The organism is Bacillus sp. BC08, from assembly GCF_054326875.1.
In genome coordinates this window covers 174,586-189,667 of record NZ_JBTGPA010000037.1, presented here as the reverse complement: position 1 = coordinate 189,667, position 15,082 = coordinate 174,586, and the positions used below count along the sequence as shown (strand labels likewise).

Genomic DNA, 15,082 nt, shown 5'->3' with positions numbered 1-15,082 from the left:
CCTACTCTACAAAACTTTTAAATAAGAGCGCCTTACGCGTTCCATCTTTTCCAATAAAACAATTAAATTTATGCTTTCCATCTACAAAACCGAGTAATTCATCCGAAACTTTCGTATGAAGCGGAATAATATCGCCTTCTTCAATTTGTTCAATCTCACCCATTGTCATCTTTTGCTCGCCAATTGCAACGTGAACAGGTTTGTACACTTGATTTACTTTCACTTCCACTTCAGACGTATACTTTTTACGTTTATCCGAAGAATGTTCCACAATATTTTCAGATGTTAACTTATCCATAATTTCTTCAACAGATAAGAACGGAATTCCGATGCGTACCGTCGTATCCCAAAACTCTGTTTTCATATTTACATTCAATAATGAAATAATATCGCTTGCTGTCGTAATTTTTAATGCATTCGGGTCTGTCTCCGTCGTTACAAATTTTGGTTCAATCGCAACAACGCTTTCAAATGATTGCTCTAAGTTTTTGCAAAGGAGCATAAAAATATTATCCAGTGTTAAAAACTCAAATGCGGTAAGTGGTCTGCGCATCGTAAAGTTACGCTTACTATCTCCGCCAAGCCAACATTCATGAATGTAAATAACGAACGCTAAATCAATCTCAATGACAATTTCTCCAAGCTCTGGAAGACCAAGATCAATAACGCAATATAAATAATAATCTTTCGGCATTTTCTCCACATACTCACTCGTAAATGGAACTTGCTCAACCGTTGAAGGCTCTAACTCAATCGGAATACGCATACGCGCTGACAACGTCTGTGACGTCTGTTTACCAAATGTAGAAGCAATTGCTTGCAAGCTACGTAAATGTTCAACACCGAACTTCTCCGGTCTATTAAAATCATACTCTTGAAATTTATCTTGCTTCCCTGCTTCTTGTGCGAAAGCTGGCATTTCCTCGCCTTCATTTACCGCCTTCAGCAGGGCATCAATTTGCTCTTGGCTTAATTTTTCGCCACTCATGACAATCCCCTTCCCTACCCTTTCAATTCAACGATTTCAACGTACATCTTCCCGTTTTTCGTCAAAATCTTTCCGGTTCCAATCTCTTCATTCTCAAGCATAAGACGCACCGTATTTTTCGTTGAATTTTCAAGACGATACAATGTACCTTTCGTTATATGAAGCAAATCTTCAATTTTCTTTTTCGTATTTCCGATTTCAAAATAAATTGTTAACGGAATATCATCTTGTAATTTCAAATCTAGCCAACTCCCATATCATGTTCACGAAAATTTCATGTTCTCTCTATATATGAAACTTCTTATTTTGAAACGTCGATATTTAATATTTTTTTAATATATCCTTGCGTTTCTTTAAATGGCGGTACGCCCCCGTACTTTCTCACATTACCAGGACCTGCATTATAAGATGCAAGCGCTAGTACAAGATCGCCGTTATTTTTCTTCAAATAACCGCTTAACTCTTTCACGCCGCCCTCAATACTTTCAGCTGGTGAAAATGGATTTTTTATACCCATCTCTTTCACATTCGCTGGCATAAGCTGCATAAGACCCATTGCACCTGCATGTGACACCGTTTTCGGATTAAAATTAGACTCTACTTCAATCATTTTTTGAATTAACGTTTTCGGAATTCCGTATGAACGGCTCACGCGATCAATAATATCCTCATACTTCCCTTCATTGGAAGAACGTATTTTTTGAATATTATACTTCTTCGTTAATTCCCACGTATCAGCAGCCTCATTTTTCGTTTCTGGGAAACGTCGTTCAAACTCTTTTTGTGCGACTTGCACTTCATCTACGTTCTTCGTTTCAGCCTTTTCTTCAGGCTTACTCGCTTCCTCTACTTTATGAATAGATTGTTCCAGTTTATTTACAACCGTTTCTATTTTCGTAGATTGTACCGGCTGACTCATATCCTCTACCTTTGCCGGCTGCGTAGTACCCTTCGTCTCATTCGCAGGTTCACTCTGCAACTTCTCTTGAAAACGACTACTAACGAATGCTTGTGGACTACTTAGCTTTTGCTGAATTTGTCCTTTCTTATATGCAAGCACTTCTTTTACTATATTTCCAACTATCATAATATCACCTTTTCGGTAAACAAAGATAATCTAATATTAGAGTTTTTTTTTAAAGTTTGCAATAATCCTTTTAATAATATTGTAATAAAAAAATGAATATATTGTTAAACTGTTATTTTTTTATATTTATTAATTCGAATTTTTAGTTGACACCCGTTGTAGCAAGGATTACAATAAATCTCGAAATTGATTTTTTCGCATATTACCGTTTTTCAATTTGCAGAAAAGTCAATATAAAAAAATGGGGGTTTCTTAACATGAGAATTAATACAAACATTAACAGCATGCGTACTCAAGAGTACATGCGCCAAAACCAAGCAAAAATGAGCAATTCTATGGACCGTTTATCAAGCGGTAAACGTATCAACAACGCTTCTGACGATGCAGCAGGTCTTGCAATCGCAACTCGTATGCGTGCACGTGAAAACGGATTAGGTGTTGCAGCTAACAACACACAAGACGGTATGTCTTTAATCCGTACAGCTGACTCAGCAATGAACTCAGTATCTAACATCTTACTTCGTATGCGTGATCTTGCTAACCAATCTGCAAACGGTACGAATACAGATAAAAACCAAGCAGCTCTTAATAAAGAATTTGATGCATTAAAAGAGCAAATCAATTATATTTCTACGAACACTGAGTTCAACGATAAAAAATTATTAGATGGTTCTAATAAATCTATCGCAATTCAAACATTAGATAATGCTGATACTAACAAGCAAATTAATATTAATCTATCTAATACTTCTACTAAAGCATTAGAGATCGATTCACTAACAATTAGTGGCTCAACTCCTATTGCAGGCAAAACAACAATATCTAAAATTACAGCTGAACAACTTGAATCTGCAAAATCAGATATTGAAGCATTCACTAAAGCTCAAGAGAATTTAGCAAAATTAACAGCAGGTACCGACGATGGTTCTGGTACTATAACAGGAGCTAGTTCAGAAGACGATATCAAACTTGCTGTAAATAACTTTAAATCTGCCTTTGAAAAAATGCAGCCATTAATGAGTGATGCAGATATCACGACAGTTCAAACTAAAATTGATGAATTTAAAGAAGCAGCTCCTACTTTAAAAGCTGCTCAAGATATGGGAAAAGCTTTTACAAAAACAATGGAACCTACTGTGGATAAAGAAATTACTAAAGCAGCGACTAAGCCAAATGCATCTGATGCGATTGCTGCAATCGACAAAGCTTTAACAACTGTTGCTGACAGCCGTGCAACTCTAGGTGCTACATTAAACCGTCTTGACTTTAACGTAAACAACCTTAAGAGCCAAGCATCAAGTATGGCTTCAGCTGCTTCTCAAATCGAAGACGCTGACATGGCGAAAGAAATGTCTGAAATGACTAAGTTCAAAATCTTGAACGAAGCTGGAATCAGCATGCTTTCTCAAGCAAACCAAACTCCACAAATGGTTTCTAAATTATTACAATAAACCATTTGAGTTAGTTTCCTGAATAAACCTCTCTGCTTGCGGAGAGGTTTATTTTTTCTATATAGATAGATTATTTATAAAAGCTTTCTTTTTATGTGGAAGAGAGCATCTGCGATGCATAGAAGCGGTCAGTTCTTATCTTGATCCTCTCTTATGTTAAAACACAAGTAACAAAAATAAGCATAAGCCTTTTTATCTTTTCATAACCGTTTATTAGCTTTAGAACACTAACTATATCAATTTATAAGGAGTGTCTATAATGCGTATTGGTACGAATGTTTTGAGTATGAATGCTAGGCAATCGCTATATGAGAATGAGAAGCGTATGAATGTTGCAATGGAGCATTTGACAACTGGTAAGAAGTTGAATCATGCTTCTGATAATCCAGCTAATGTTGCAATTGTGACTCGTATGCATGCGAGAGCAAGTGGTATGCGTGTGGCGATTCGTAATAATGAGGATGCGATATCGATGCTTCGCACAGCAGAAGCTGCCCTTCAAACTGTAACGAATGTTTTGCAACGTATGCGTCATTTAGCTGTTCAATCTGCAAATGGTACAAATTCAAATAAAAACCGTGATTCACTAAATAAAGAGTTTCAATCTTTAACAGAACAAATTGGCTATATTGATGAGACGACTGAGTTTAATGATTTATCCGTATTTGACGGACAAAACCGGCCTGTTACGTTAGATGATATTGGTCATACAGTAAATATTACGAAACATATTCCCCCTTCCCCTACACAACATGACATCAAGATTTCAACAGAGCAAGAAGCAGGAGCTGCGATTCGTAAAATTGAAGAGGCTTTACAAAATGTATCACTTCATCGTGCTGATCTTGGGGCTATGATGAATCGTTTACAGTTTAATATTGAAAATTTAAATAGCCAAAGTATGGCCCTAACAGATGCTGTATCTCGAATTGAAGATGCGGATATGGCGCAGGAAATGAGCGATTTTTTAAAATTTAAATTGTTAACTGAAGTTGCCCTTAGTATGGTTTCGCAAGCAAATCAAATTCCGCAAATGGTTTCCAAGTTACTACAATCTTAAAAAATCATCTTCCTTCTTTGAAACGATTCCATACAAAACAAAAGGGAAATACATATAAACTATGTATCTCCCTTTTATTTTGTACCCAAATTTTATTACTGCGTTACAGTCATAACCTGCCCACTACGATCAACCATAATTTTCATTTTACCGTCTTGTGCGTTATATAACCCTAATTTATGCAAATCTTGTTTACATTCTTTTACGAAGAAAGGTAATGTGCGAATCTGATTAATATCAGAGCTCGTAATGAAATGAATTAAATGATGCGTCATTTCTTTTATATCATGAACAAGCTCTTCCTTTTCTCGTTTTAGCCTTTCATTTTCAGCCTGTAATACATGTAATTCGCCTTCAAGACCACGTGCGTTCTTTTCATCTTTTGAACGCTCTGCAGCCATGCTAGAAAGCTTATAAATCCCTTCCATGAACTGATGTAGTTCATGCTCTTTTCTTTCACTATACTGGCTAATCGTTTCAAAATTATCAACAATACCAGATATAACTGTTACAAGACTTTTTTCACTCTCTGTATTTGGAACTTCTTTTCTTAATTCTTTCTTGTTTTCTGTTTTCATCTCAACAATTGGTTCTTTTACAGGCGTATATTTTCGCTTTCGTCCTGGTTTTTGTTTTTCAACATTTTCAAATGGTATTTCACATTTTTTTAATTTGTAATACGTATTTTGTAATTGACTTGCTGTTTTTGGAAAAAGATTTAGTTCTTTTTTACTAACGTATTTTGAAATATTAATAATGTTTAAACCGTGACGTTGGGAAAATTGATACACTTCATACAGTAACTCTAGCTCAGACTTTAGCCATGTAATTGTTGATTTTTCATACGCCCGCATCCCACCATTTTTTTCTATATCTATTTGAAATAATACCATTCTATTATGTAAATCAACTAGTTCTTCATATTTTACTTGGAATTGTTTTTCTATTTTTTTAAATTCCTCTTCTAGTTGCACATCGTTCATTTTATTATTTGACATGTTTTGTAAAAGACTTAATACATTGATTGCTGTGTGGTGATACATAATCTGTGTCACTCCCCCTCATCCTTTCACAATTCTCATCTGACTCCCATGTCTTCTCAGAAAATAGCAATTTTTACATATCCATATTATAACATTTCAAAATTATCTGTCAAATAATAAACATACAAAAATATATAGAAAGTATAGAAATAAAAAAAGATTTTTTAATTAATATGTATAATTGCATATTAATTACATCTAATTATATTATATGGTATTTCGGATGTATTTTCACCGAAAAAGTTTGTGTTACCACGAAATATTACTAAAATTATCCAAAGATACATTTTTATATTTTCAAATCAAAAATCTTCAAATGAAGATTTTTGATACTTACAACTACAAACACTCCAAAACATTCCATCTTTCCGCCTATACAGAATATAGAATACTAAAAAGGAACTAACCAATTCTACACATGGCTAGTTCCCTTCTCTCCACTAGAAGAATAGAGTTGTAAATAGTGTCTGCAAATCCTCAATCAAAGTCTCACTTCTTCCACTTACCTAAAACTACTCCATATCTCAAGTCTCACATCGCATGGGGCTCTATTAAGCACTGACCGCACCACACATGGCTAGTTCCTCTATTCCTATAAACAGAGTAGAGTTATACTCTAACTCTACTAAAACTATCCTGGCCACTCTCTTGTCCACTTCACCTAAAACCAGCTCCATACCTCTGGTCTTAACATGGCATGGGGCTCTATTAGGCACTAACCGCCACCACGCATGGCTAGCTCCTCTATTCCAGCTAAAAAAAGCGCTTTTCCAAACTCTTTTACAACACTAACTTATCAACTAAACCAATTAACTCTTGAATATCTGGCTTACTTACTTGAGCATTCGCCCCCACAGCTTCGCCTTTATGGAATAATTCATTTGTAATTAGTGAAGAGAAAATAACGACTGGTAAACGATTCATTATTTCACCATCTTTAATTACTTTCGTTAAATGGTGTCCATCCATTTTCGGCATTTCAATATCCGTAATTAGCAAGTGAATATGTTCAAACATTTTTTCGCCTTGCTCTTTCGCTAATTTTTCAATTTGTGCTAATGCTTCTGCACCATTACTGAAGAAATTCATTTTCGTATATCCAGCTGATGATAATGTTTCTTCTAATATTTGGCGAAGCATCGCTGAATCTTCCGCAATATAAATCACTTTTTCAGCTCGATCTGTTTTTTGTTCTAATTTTGAAAGGGATTTATTATCATAACCAGTTCCGCTAATTTCACATACAATTTTCTCGTAATCTAATAGTAAGATGATTTTTCCATCTAGTTTTACAATACCAGATGTCGTTTCTTCTAGTCCCATAGATAATGAAGCTGGTTCATCAATTTGTTCCCACGAAATACGTTGAATACGATGCACTTCATCAACACGGAAAATAACTTTCATTTGATTTAACTCTGAAATAATAAATTTCGTTTGATCAAGTGGCTTTGTCGATTTTAAATTAAGAGCCGTTGCTAAATTAATAACAGGTAAAATTTCACCACGTACTTGAACAACACCTTCAACTGCATGATGAGATTCTGGCACAGTTGTAACAGGGAATGGATTAATGATTTCACGTACTTTCATTACATTAATACTAAATAGGTTTTCACCAACAGTATATGTAACAATCTCTAATTCATTTGTTCCGCTTTCTAATAAAATACTTTGTGCTTGTGACATAAAGGTGTCGCTCCCCTTCCATTAATTCCGTATATCTAATTATTAAGCTTTATAAAAGAGAAAAAGTCAACTACCTATATACAAAATATAGATAGTCGAACGATTTATTTTAAAAGACGCTTAATCGTGTATAAACGAAGCAAGTGCCTCTAATAACACTTCTTGTGCTCCTACAATTTCTGTCGGCATTGCTTCCCACTTTTTTGCAAGCTCCGTTTCTACTCGTATTCTTAGCACCGAATCCATTTCTTCTAGCACATATTCTTTCGTCGCTATATCAACATCAAGTAGCGCAAGCGCATATAATTCTGGATCATTTAGTTTTTTAAATAATTGTTTCAATATAGCTGGTGCTATATGTTTTAATTTTTCAATATGAATTTCCTTATCCGAAAATAGTAACTCATATTGAATGAACGTAACATTTTCTTTAATCACTTTAAAATAGCAATTATTTTTTTTATCATTTACAAAGTAACCGTTCGGATCTGCAATAATACTCTCTACTTTACGAATTAAATCTGGCAAACTACTCGCCGCCATTACAGTCCGCTGCTCAACCTCACTCGGCGAAATGAATGTAACGCGATACTTATTCTGCGCCATCCTCCTCACCTCTCCTTTTATAGAAATCTATCTTCACAAATAAACTTATTAGTCCATCTAACACGCTAAGACCACAGGTATTATTCATACTACACTTCGCTTAAATCTTAAACTAACCTAGTAAATCCCCATATCTCTGGTCTTAAACAACAGTCGAGCACCCACATAAGCAACCGCCAGGTGTCCTCTCTCAAAACCTAAAAAGGGGCTTTTAAAAGCTTTTTAAGAGCTTTTCAACAACTCGATGTTATTGAACCAAAATGCAATCTGCTGATCCGTTATCCCTGATAGTGTAATAAAAAACTCACGGCACTTCATCTCGTCCTTAAACAGTTGATACTTCCATTCTCCTTCGCTACCAATACTTACGAAATAAAACTCATGAATACGGCCAATAATCGATTGCTTTTCACCAAATGAATATGGAGGTACTTGCTGAATTTCAAATTGATCAGGTAAATATATATGCTCTTCTCGTTCCATGTTTAACACTTGCTCGGCAAGTTCACGTTTATTTTCGAAAAAAGGCAATTGTAAAATTCGCTCTTGTCTTGTCGTCATACGAATAAAAAACCCTTTCTACTACATTACAATTTTTCTTTATGATATATTATCGAATTAAGTTTACAACTTCATTTAATACTTCATCTGACACTTTAATTACTTTCGCATTTCCTTGGAATCCGCGTTGATAAAGCATTAAGTCAACGAATTCTACAGATAAATCTACGTTTGAACTTTCTTTTGCTGATCCTCGTACATTACCTGCACCATTCTCACCAGCAACACCTACCCCTGGAATACCCGCTGATGGTGTTGCAACGTAATTTCCATTCCCAGTTTTCATTAATCCACCTGAATTCGGGAATGTAGCTACAGCTAGTTGTCCTACAACTTTCATACTACCATCCGAATATTTCATCATAACGAAACCACCATCAGAAATAGAATAGTCATTTGCAATTGCAGCTGGACGCCCCGTTACTTCTGTTGTAGAAATAGTTTTCCCTGTCGGATAATTTGTTAGACCACTTAAATCCAGTTTCAATCCCTTTCCAAAAGGAATATCAATCGTTCCACCTTTAGTAATTTCACCAGTTACTGGATCTTTTTGTACAGGTTCATCTGTTTGCTTTAAATTCCCTAATGTATCAAATATAAGAGGTTTATTCTCCGGCATGCCTTCAATAGGCTTAAATTCTTTGTCGTTTTTAGAATCATTTCTTACAGAAACTGAATATGTATATTCACCTGCCTTCGGCTTTTCAACTACTTTACCATCTACAGTCTCCGATTCAGTCTTTTGCTTAATATTTACACGTAACGTTAACGAGTTCCCTTCTGCATCAAAAACTGTGAATTCGTGAGATAATGCATTTTGGTTCCTAGGAAGGTTTCCACTTATTGTCGCTTTATCTGTTTGAATCCCACCAACAGCTGATCCCATTGGAATATGAATTGGGCTTGGTCGTGAAGAAAAATCTACTTCTTGTGTTCCTGTTTTTACACCATAACCTAGTACATACTGTCCACCTGTATTTGTAACATAGCTATCTTTCGATACACCAAAAGACCCTTTTCTCGTATACTCTACATTTCCACCGTTACGATCACCAACTAAAAACAAACCGTTTCCTTCTATCGCTGTCTCCATCTTATCACTAGTTAAAGTAATAGAACCATCACTAAAATCTGTAGATGTCCCACTGAATTTTACACCGTTACCAATACTCTTTGGATTCGTGCCAGCATAAGCACCATCACCACGTGAACCAACCGTATTATTATATAGTAAATCATCAAAAATAGCTTTTTGCTTTTTATATCCAACTGTTTGTGCATTTGCAATATTATTTGAAGTAACACTTAATGCATTTTGTGCTGCATTCATCCCTGTAATACTTGTATATAACGCTTTAATCATAACCTTTGTACACTCCTTTTATTAATCTTGCTTAACCTCTTCATTTTTTTCTATATCATCTTTCTTCTCATCTTCCGGATTAGTTTCTGTTATCGGTTTATCAGAAACCCTCTCTATGAAACGAAGTGAGACAACTTGATTATCAACAATAAGTTGCACATCGTTATTTTCAGCAAGTCGAACTGTTTCCACTTGACCAGTCACTTGCTTTCCATTATTGCTTACACCTCTAACGTACTTTCCTAAAAACTTCATCCCTCCATCAAGAGCCGTCGAATACATCGTTGATTGCAGTTTATCTACTGCTTTCGTCATATTCTGTACTTGCTCCATAAGCGATAGCTGTGCTGTTTGGTTCATCATTTGGTTCATATCCATCGCATTAAACGGGTCTTGATGTTGAAAGCTTGCTAAGAAAAGTTTCAGGAAATCATCTTTATCCATAATACCGGGTGTTTTTTGAGTACTTGCTGATACTCCGTTTGCTTGTTGAGCTGTCGACTGTGCACCAGTAACAGATGCGTTTTTTGTTTGTGCTCCTGCTTGTAACGGAATATGATTTGTACTCGTTGTATTTAATCCAACTGTTGGCACACTTTATTCCTCCAATAATCCCGCAAATTCTTTTGAATGTTGTTTTTCATGTTTCGTACTTGCTAGTTTTTGTTTTTGTCTTTGCTCTTGTTCTCGCTGTTCTTTTCGATTTTCATCTTTATCTGAATAGCTAATTTGAATATTTATTTCTTTTTCTTTTAACTTCAGTTTCAATTCATCAAAAATGATTTCAACACGTTTTTTCGCATCATGTTTTTCCATTTCTACGTGAACATCAATTTGATCTCCATGTTTTTTCATAAACACCGTTAATGTACCAAGTTTTTCTGGATTTAACTGAAATAATACACGCTCTTGTTTCACTACAAATTTTTGCAACGCTTCTACTTGCGCTTCCATTTTCTTTCCTAAGTCAGGTAATGTAACTTTCTCAGCGCCACTATTTGATTTTCCTATTTGATCCGTACCCGTTGCTTTATTTAGTAACTCCGCACCCGTTGAACTAGAATCCTTTAACACATCACCTTCCGGCAACTCTATCTTTACATCATCGCCCTCAGCTTTTGGAAGATCTACATCTAAGTCTTTGGAATCTTCTTGTTTTTTTGCGATATTACAAGTTTCTGTTTCTACAACTTTCAATACTTGCATCGTTTGCTCTGGCATCTTTATTTTGTCTAATGCCATTTGCATTGTATCTTCTAAACATATAGCATTTTTGATATTTATATTTGAAAGGAGCTCTTGTAACTGCTGTAATTCTGCTGCGGGTAATTCGTTAAGTTTTATATTTCCATATTCTTTATACAGCTCTTGTATTTTTTGTATGTATTGATATAACAATTCTGGCTGCACACGTAATTGCTCAATTGCAACCATTTGCTCAGATACAGCTAATAACAACTGTTCTGTCTCTTTTTTTTCTTCTTTCTTTACAATTGGTTCTTCTTTCGTTGCTGATTGTTTAGAAAGAATATATTCTTTTTTTTCTTCTTTTGGCGCTTCTTCTCGTTTCATTTTCTCCGTTTTCGGCTGCTTTTTATTTTCCATTCTCATCGTACGATCGAATGAAGAATCTTCACTTTTTGATTGTACTTCTAGCCCTTTTTCTTTTTGCGGAGGTAAACTTTGTTGCACCGGTAATACAGACTGTATCACTATATTCACCTCATCCATTCATACACATTTTCAAATCAAGAAGCATTTTTTCTTCCTGCTTTTCTCTTACTTTCGCAAGCTTTTTACAATCTTCTTGATACATCTCATCAATGACACGTTCTTTTTCTTTTACTTGTTCTAAAAGGCTTTCATTTTTTTGAATAAAATCTTCCGTTTTTTTAATTTTCCGATTCCATTCTTCTATTCTTTCAGGTGAAAACGTATGTGAGGAAAGCATACCAGCCATTATACGTTGCCCAGTTTGTACGACTTTACTACGCGATTTTACTACATATAAATCATATTCTTTTTTTTGTTCTATTTTTCTTTTTTCAGCTGTTAATTCATACACTTCTTTCAAAATCTGTTCTTTTTCTTGATTTATTTGCAATTTTATCGTGTCGTACTGCTGCTTATTCACCTGTTTTTATAGCCCCTTCCTATTATAACGCTCTCTTTTTCTATTATATAGTTTTTTTCCAAAAAAATCTGTGAAATATTAAAAAACAAAAAAATAAGACCTCTTGGGCAGAGGTCTTATACTGTATGGTGCATCGCTTCAACAATATCATCAAATTGGAAACTATCAGATCGACCTTGTTTTAAAAACGTATTTATACCTTCTACTTTGTTTTTACATTCAAAAATATAAGCATTTTCTGCATTTTCTTGAATCGTCCCTAATTTAAAATACAATTCATTTTCTTTATAAACAGATAAGATTTTTCTCATTTCATTTGCAAGTTGCCAATGGTTAGATGACACGATTTCTTCCATAATCCTACTTACTGAATCTAACACTGAAATGGCAGGGTAATGACTGAGCGTTGCAAGTTCACGTTTTAATACAATATGCCCATCTAAAATACCACGAGCTAAATCTGGTACAGGACCGTTTAAATCGTCTCCATCAACGAGTACGGTATAAATACCTGTTATAGATCCCTTTTGTGTTTTCCCAGAGCGCTCTAACAGCTTCTTCATATAACTTTCCATTAAGAGTGTTTTACCACCGATTGGCAACTCTTTCACAGCAATATCAACACTTCTACGCGCATCAGCAAAACGAGTAACAGAGTCCATCATAAGTAGTACGTTATTACCTTGATCACGGAAATATTCAGCAATAGATGTCGCAAGCTTCGCTGCACGAAGTTGCATTAGGTGACTTTCATCTGACGTCGCTACAACAACGACGCTTTTTCGCATTCCTTCTTCACCTAATTCTTTTCGAATAAAGTCTTTTACTTCTCGGCCACGTTCTCCTACTAAACTAATAACATTAATGTCAGCTTTTGCGTTTTTCGCAATCATTCCGAGTAAAGTAGATTTACCAACACCAGACCCAGCGAAAATACCAATCTTTTGACCGATGCCAATTGTTAGCATGGAATCAATTGATTTGATTCCCGTTTCAAATACATCGGTAATTTCTTCACGTTCAAATGCATGAATAGGCGGGGCATCTAGTTTTATTTTTTGTAATGGAATATTCTCTGCATCCTCATTTAGTACTTCGCCATTTGCACTTAACACTTTTCCGAGTAAATGATTGCCACGAGGTATAACAACATCTTCTGCAATTAGTGTAACTGAATCTCCGTAACATACTTTTTCTGTTTGTTCAAATGGAAGTAACATGTTGTTCTCTTTTTCAATTGCAATTACTTCACATAAGACGCTATGTTCTCCAACGAGACAAACATCACCGATTTTCGCCTTTGGCCCTTTCGCTACGAAAAATTGTTCTTGTACACTATGAACTTTACCGACTTTCGTATAAAACGGCGTTTCAATAAACGTATTCCATTTTTGGTTTTCATTCATTAATAGTCGAGTCATACATTTTGCTCCTCAAATAACTTCTCTTCTTCCCATTTCTGGCGAAGTTTCGCAAATATAGGTGCAAATTTAAATTCAAAGAACTCTTTCTCTTCTTCAAGTACAAATTCACCGTACTGTAAGGAGAAATCATATTTCCATTCTACTAATTGTAGTAGCCAATATTCTTTCGTATTTTCCTTTTCTTCTTGAATGCGTTCAAACGTTTCTGGATGTACTGTAATGACTAATTTTTCAAACGAAGTAGGCAACGTTTGAACGATACCAGTTAAAATGGGTAACACATCAAGCGATCGTGAATCTACCGCTTGATTCACGATTTTTTCTGCTAGATGAAAAGATTGATCCCATAATAACTCTGTCCATTCATATGCTGTTTCTTGTTGTTCTTTTTGAAACTGCATACGTGCTGCTTCCATCTGCTCCATTTGTTCATGAATATGCATTTGAAATTCTTCTTTATCTTGCAATAGCTGTTGACGCTCTCGTTCTAGCATTTTCTGCTCTTGCCTTAGCTGATTCATTTCCATATGTAACGATTCTTGCTGCGCGCGAAGTTCTGCATGATCAACTTGTAATTCTTCCTCTTCTATATGAACTGCGGCTGGCTTTGGGTATTGTAATTCATACGTTTCTTCAGAAAAAGAAACAGAATTCTTCGGAATTCTGTTTTTAAATAAGGACATCATCTTCACCTCTTTGAACGATAATTCTTCCTTCCTTCTCTAGCTTTTTCACTGTACCCGTAATCGTTTGCTGTGCCTTTTCAGCATCCGTCATCTTAAGCGGTCCTAAGCCATCTAATTCTTCTAGAATCATCTCTTTACGGTTTGAAGACATACATGTAAATAATTTCTCTTTAATCTCTTCTTTTGCAATTTTAAGTGCTTTCGCAATAACACCATTATCTGTAATTTCCTCTAACACACGACGAAGTGCAAGATCTTCAAGTCCGAGTAAGTCTTCAAATACAAACATGTTTTCTTTAATTTTCTCAGATAACTCATAATCCATTTCATCCAGCTTTTGAAAGACTGTTTTTTCAACACCTCGTGAAACGTTATTTAAAATGTTTACTATTGTTTTCAAGCCATCTGTTTTATTAATTGCATTAAACGCCATATTATTTAATTTTGATTTTAATAAATCCCCAATTTGATTTATTAATTCACCATCTACTTGCTCTAGCTTCGCAATCCCCATTACCGTTTCTACTCGCTTATGATCTGGTAATCTCTCAATTAATTGAGAAGCAAGCTGCGGTTTAATATAAGAAGCGATAATCGCAATCGTTTGTGGCGATTCATCATTAAGTACAGTGAGAAGTGGTTCTAAATCCGCAAGTGAATTTAAGAATTCAAACGGATTATCTTTGTTATACCAAAGATCTTCTAATAATTTTTCTAGTTCGTCTTCTGGCATATTTTTAAATATGCGACGAATATATTCTTTATCCGGAGTCACTAGGTTTAATTCTTTTACATTAAGTTCATACAAGAACTCCCCTAGTACATTTTCTAACGTTTCCGGTTTATATACACGAAACTTCGCAATTTCACGAAGTAATACTTCTTTTTCCTCAGCGGTCATATATTCAATGACTTTTGCTGCCACCCCTTCTTCTAATGTACGAATAAGGATGGCAGCTTTTTCTTTGGAGGAGATTTCATCTAACATCG

General features: G+C 35.1%; 16 protein-coding genes. 2 read left to right on the top strand and 14 right to left on the bottom strand.

The window, feature by feature from the left end; translation table 11 throughout:
- Position 1: 1 nt before the first annotated feature.
- The 3 genes from fliM to ACXVYO_RS24625 all read right to left on the bottom strand — a co-directional run bounded on the left by fliM (position 2) and on the right by ACXVYO_RS24625 (position 2,075).
- A complete protein-coding gene (fliM, locus tag ACXVYO_RS24635) occupies positions 2-988 on the bottom strand; it encodes a flagellar motor switch protein FliM (protein ID WP_458468736.1) in 987 nt (328 codons plus the stop codon).
- Between the two features lie 14 nt (positions 989-1,002).
- A complete protein-coding gene (locus ACXVYO_RS24630) occupies positions 1,003-1,227 on the bottom strand; it encodes a flagellar motor switch protein FliN (protein ID WP_002202518.1) in 225 nt (74 codons plus the stop codon).
- A gap of 62 nt (positions 1,228-1,289) precedes the next feature.
- Positions 1,290-2,075, bottom strand: a complete 786-nt coding sequence (locus tag ACXVYO_RS24625) for a lytic transglycosylase domain-containing protein (protein ID WP_458468735.1) — start codon at positions 2,073-2,075, stop codon at positions 1,290-1,292.
- A gap of 257 nt (positions 2,076-2,332) precedes the next feature.
- Here ACXVYO_RS24625 and ACXVYO_RS24620 point away from each other — a divergent pair, with 257 nt between their 5' ends.
- Both ACXVYO_RS24620 and ACXVYO_RS24615 read left to right on the top strand, forming a co-directional pair.
- The gene (locus ACXVYO_RS24620; RefSeq protein ID WP_458468734.1) at positions 2,333-3,526 is read left to right on the top strand and encodes a flagellin N-terminal helical domain-containing protein; all 1,194 of its coding nucleotides are present in this window, start codon (positions 2,333-2,335) and stop codon (positions 3,524-3,526) included.
- A gap of 259 nt (positions 3,527-3,785) precedes the next feature.
- On the top strand, positions 3,786-4,586 hold the full coding sequence (locus ACXVYO_RS24615; protein WP_458468733.1) for a flagellin N-terminal helical domain-containing protein: 801 nt from the start codon (positions 3,786-3,788) through the stop codon (positions 4,584-4,586).
- A 95-nt stretch (positions 4,587-4,681) separates the two neighbouring features.
- On the opposite strand, the gene ACXVYO_RS24610 is transcribed toward ACXVYO_RS24615, so the two are convergent.
- The 11 genes from ACXVYO_RS24610 to ACXVYO_RS24560 all read right to left on the bottom strand — a co-directional run bounded on the left by ACXVYO_RS24610 (position 4,682) and on the right by ACXVYO_RS24560 (position 15,080).
- The gene (locus tag ACXVYO_RS24610; protein WP_458469146.1) at positions 4,682-5,629 is read right to left on the bottom strand and encodes a DNA-binding domain-containing protein; all 948 of its coding nucleotides are present in this window, start codon (positions 5,627-5,629) and stop codon (positions 4,682-4,684) included.
- A gap of 780 nt (positions 5,630-6,409) precedes the next feature.
- Entirely contained in the window at positions 6,410-7,318 is a 909-nt protein-coding gene (locus ACXVYO_RS24605; protein ID WP_061680553.1) for a chemotaxis protein, read from the bottom strand.
- Between the two features lie 120 nt (positions 7,319-7,438).
- Positions 7,439-7,924: a LysR family transcriptional regulator gene (locus tag ACXVYO_RS24600; RefSeq protein WP_458468732.1), complete on the bottom strand. Its 486-nt coding sequence runs from the start codon at positions 7,922-7,924 to the stop codon at positions 7,439-7,441.
- Positions 7,925-8,146: 222 nt separating this feature from the next.
- A complete protein-coding gene (locus tag ACXVYO_RS24595; protein ID WP_458468731.1) occupies positions 8,147-8,485 on the bottom strand; it encodes a DUF3964 family protein in 339 nt (112 codons plus the stop codon).
- Between the two features lie 49 nt (positions 8,486-8,534).
- Positions 8,535-9,848 carry a flagellar hook protein FlgE gene (gene flgE, locus ACXVYO_RS24590; protein WP_431069840.1) on the bottom strand — a complete coding sequence of 438 codons (1,314 nt, stop codon included), beginning with the start codon at positions 9,846-9,848 and terminating at the stop codon, positions 8,535-8,537.
- 21 nt (positions 9,849-9,869) lie between these two features.
- Positions 9,870-10,442 (bottom strand): flagellar hook assembly protein FlgD, encoded by a 573-nt coding sequence (locus ACXVYO_RS24585; protein WP_001143483.1) that lies wholly within the window; start codon positions 10,440-10,442, stop codon positions 9,870-9,872.
- Between the two features lie 3 nt (positions 10,443-10,445).
- The gene (locus tag ACXVYO_RS24580) at positions 10,446-11,561 is read right to left on the bottom strand and encodes a flagellar hook-length control protein FliK (protein ID WP_458468730.1); all 1,116 of its coding nucleotides are present in this window, start codon (positions 11,559-11,561) and stop codon (positions 10,446-10,448) included.
- Positions 11,562-11,571: 10 nt separating this feature from the next.
- Complete coding sequence (locus ACXVYO_RS24575) at positions 11,572-11,982, bottom strand: cytoplasmic protein (protein WP_099004560.1); 411 nt, start codon at positions 11,980-11,982, stop codon at positions 11,572-11,574.
- 116 nt (positions 11,983-12,098) lie between these two features.
- Positions 12,099-13,403: a flagellar protein export ATPase FliI gene (gene fliI / locus ACXVYO_RS24570; RefSeq protein ID WP_458468729.1), complete on the bottom strand. Its 1,305-nt coding sequence runs from the start codon at positions 13,401-13,403 to the stop codon at positions 12,099-12,101.
- On the bottom strand, positions 13,400-14,089 hold the full coding sequence (locus tag ACXVYO_RS24565; RefSeq protein ID WP_458468728.1) for a FliH/SctL family protein: 690 nt from the start codon (positions 14,087-14,089) through the stop codon (positions 13,400-13,402). Before ACXVYO_RS24565 ends, fliI begins: the two co-directional genes overlap by 4 nt.
- Positions 14,076-15,080 carry a flagellar motor switch protein FliG gene (locus ACXVYO_RS24560; protein ID WP_000883360.1) on the bottom strand — a complete coding sequence of 335 codons (1,005 nt, stop codon included), beginning with the start codon at positions 15,078-15,080 and terminating at the stop codon, positions 14,076-14,078. Before ACXVYO_RS24560 ends, ACXVYO_RS24565 begins: the two co-directional genes overlap by 14 nt.
- Positions 15,081-15,082: the final 2 nt, after the last annotated feature.

Bases quoted from the DNA above. Each gene is read 5' to 3' on its own strand.
- fliM (WP_458468736.1), bottom strand. From the start codon at position 988: ATGAGTGGCGAAAAATTAAGCCAAGAGCAAATTGATGCCCTGCTGAAG.
- ACXVYO_RS24625 (WP_458468735.1), bottom strand. From the start codon at position 2,075: ATGATAGTTGGAAATATAGTAAAAGAAGTGCTTGCATATAAGAAAGGA.
- ACXVYO_RS24620 (WP_458468734.1), top strand. From the start codon at position 2,333: ATGAGAATTAATACAAACATTAACAGCATGCGTACTCAAGAGTACATG.
- ACXVYO_RS24615 (WP_458468733.1), top strand. From the start codon at position 3,786: ATGCGTATTGGTACGAATGTTTTGAGTATGAATGCTAGGCAATCGCTA.
- ACXVYO_RS24610 (WP_458469146.1), bottom strand. From the start codon at position 5,629: ATGTATCACCACACAGCAATCAATGTATTAAGTCTTTTACAAAACATG.
- ACXVYO_RS24605 (WP_061680553.1), bottom strand. From the start codon at position 7,318: ATGTCACAAGCACAAAGTATTTTATTAGAAAGCGGAACAAATGAATTA.
- ACXVYO_RS24600 (WP_458468732.1), bottom strand. From the start codon at position 7,924: ATGGCGCAGAATAAGTATCGCGTTACATTCATTTCGCCGAGTGAGGTT.
- ACXVYO_RS24595 (WP_458468731.1), bottom strand. From the start codon at position 8,485: ATGACGACAAGACAAGAGCGAATTTTACAATTGCCTTTTTTCGAAAAT.
- flgE (WP_431069840.1), bottom strand. From the start codon at position 9,848: ATGATTAAAGCGTTATATACAAGTATTACAGGGATGAATGCAGCACAA.
- fliI (WP_458468729.1), bottom strand. From the start codon at position 13,403: ATGACTCGACTATTAATGAATGAAAACCAAAAATGGAATACGTTTATT.
- ACXVYO_RS24565 (WP_458468728.1), bottom strand. From the start codon at position 14,089: ATGTCCTTATTTAAAAACAGAATTCCGAAGAATTCTGTTTCTTTTTCT.
- ACXVYO_RS24560 (WP_000883360.1), bottom strand. From the start codon at position 15,080: ATGTTAGATGAAATCTCCTCCAAAGAAAAAGCTGCCATCCTTATTCGT.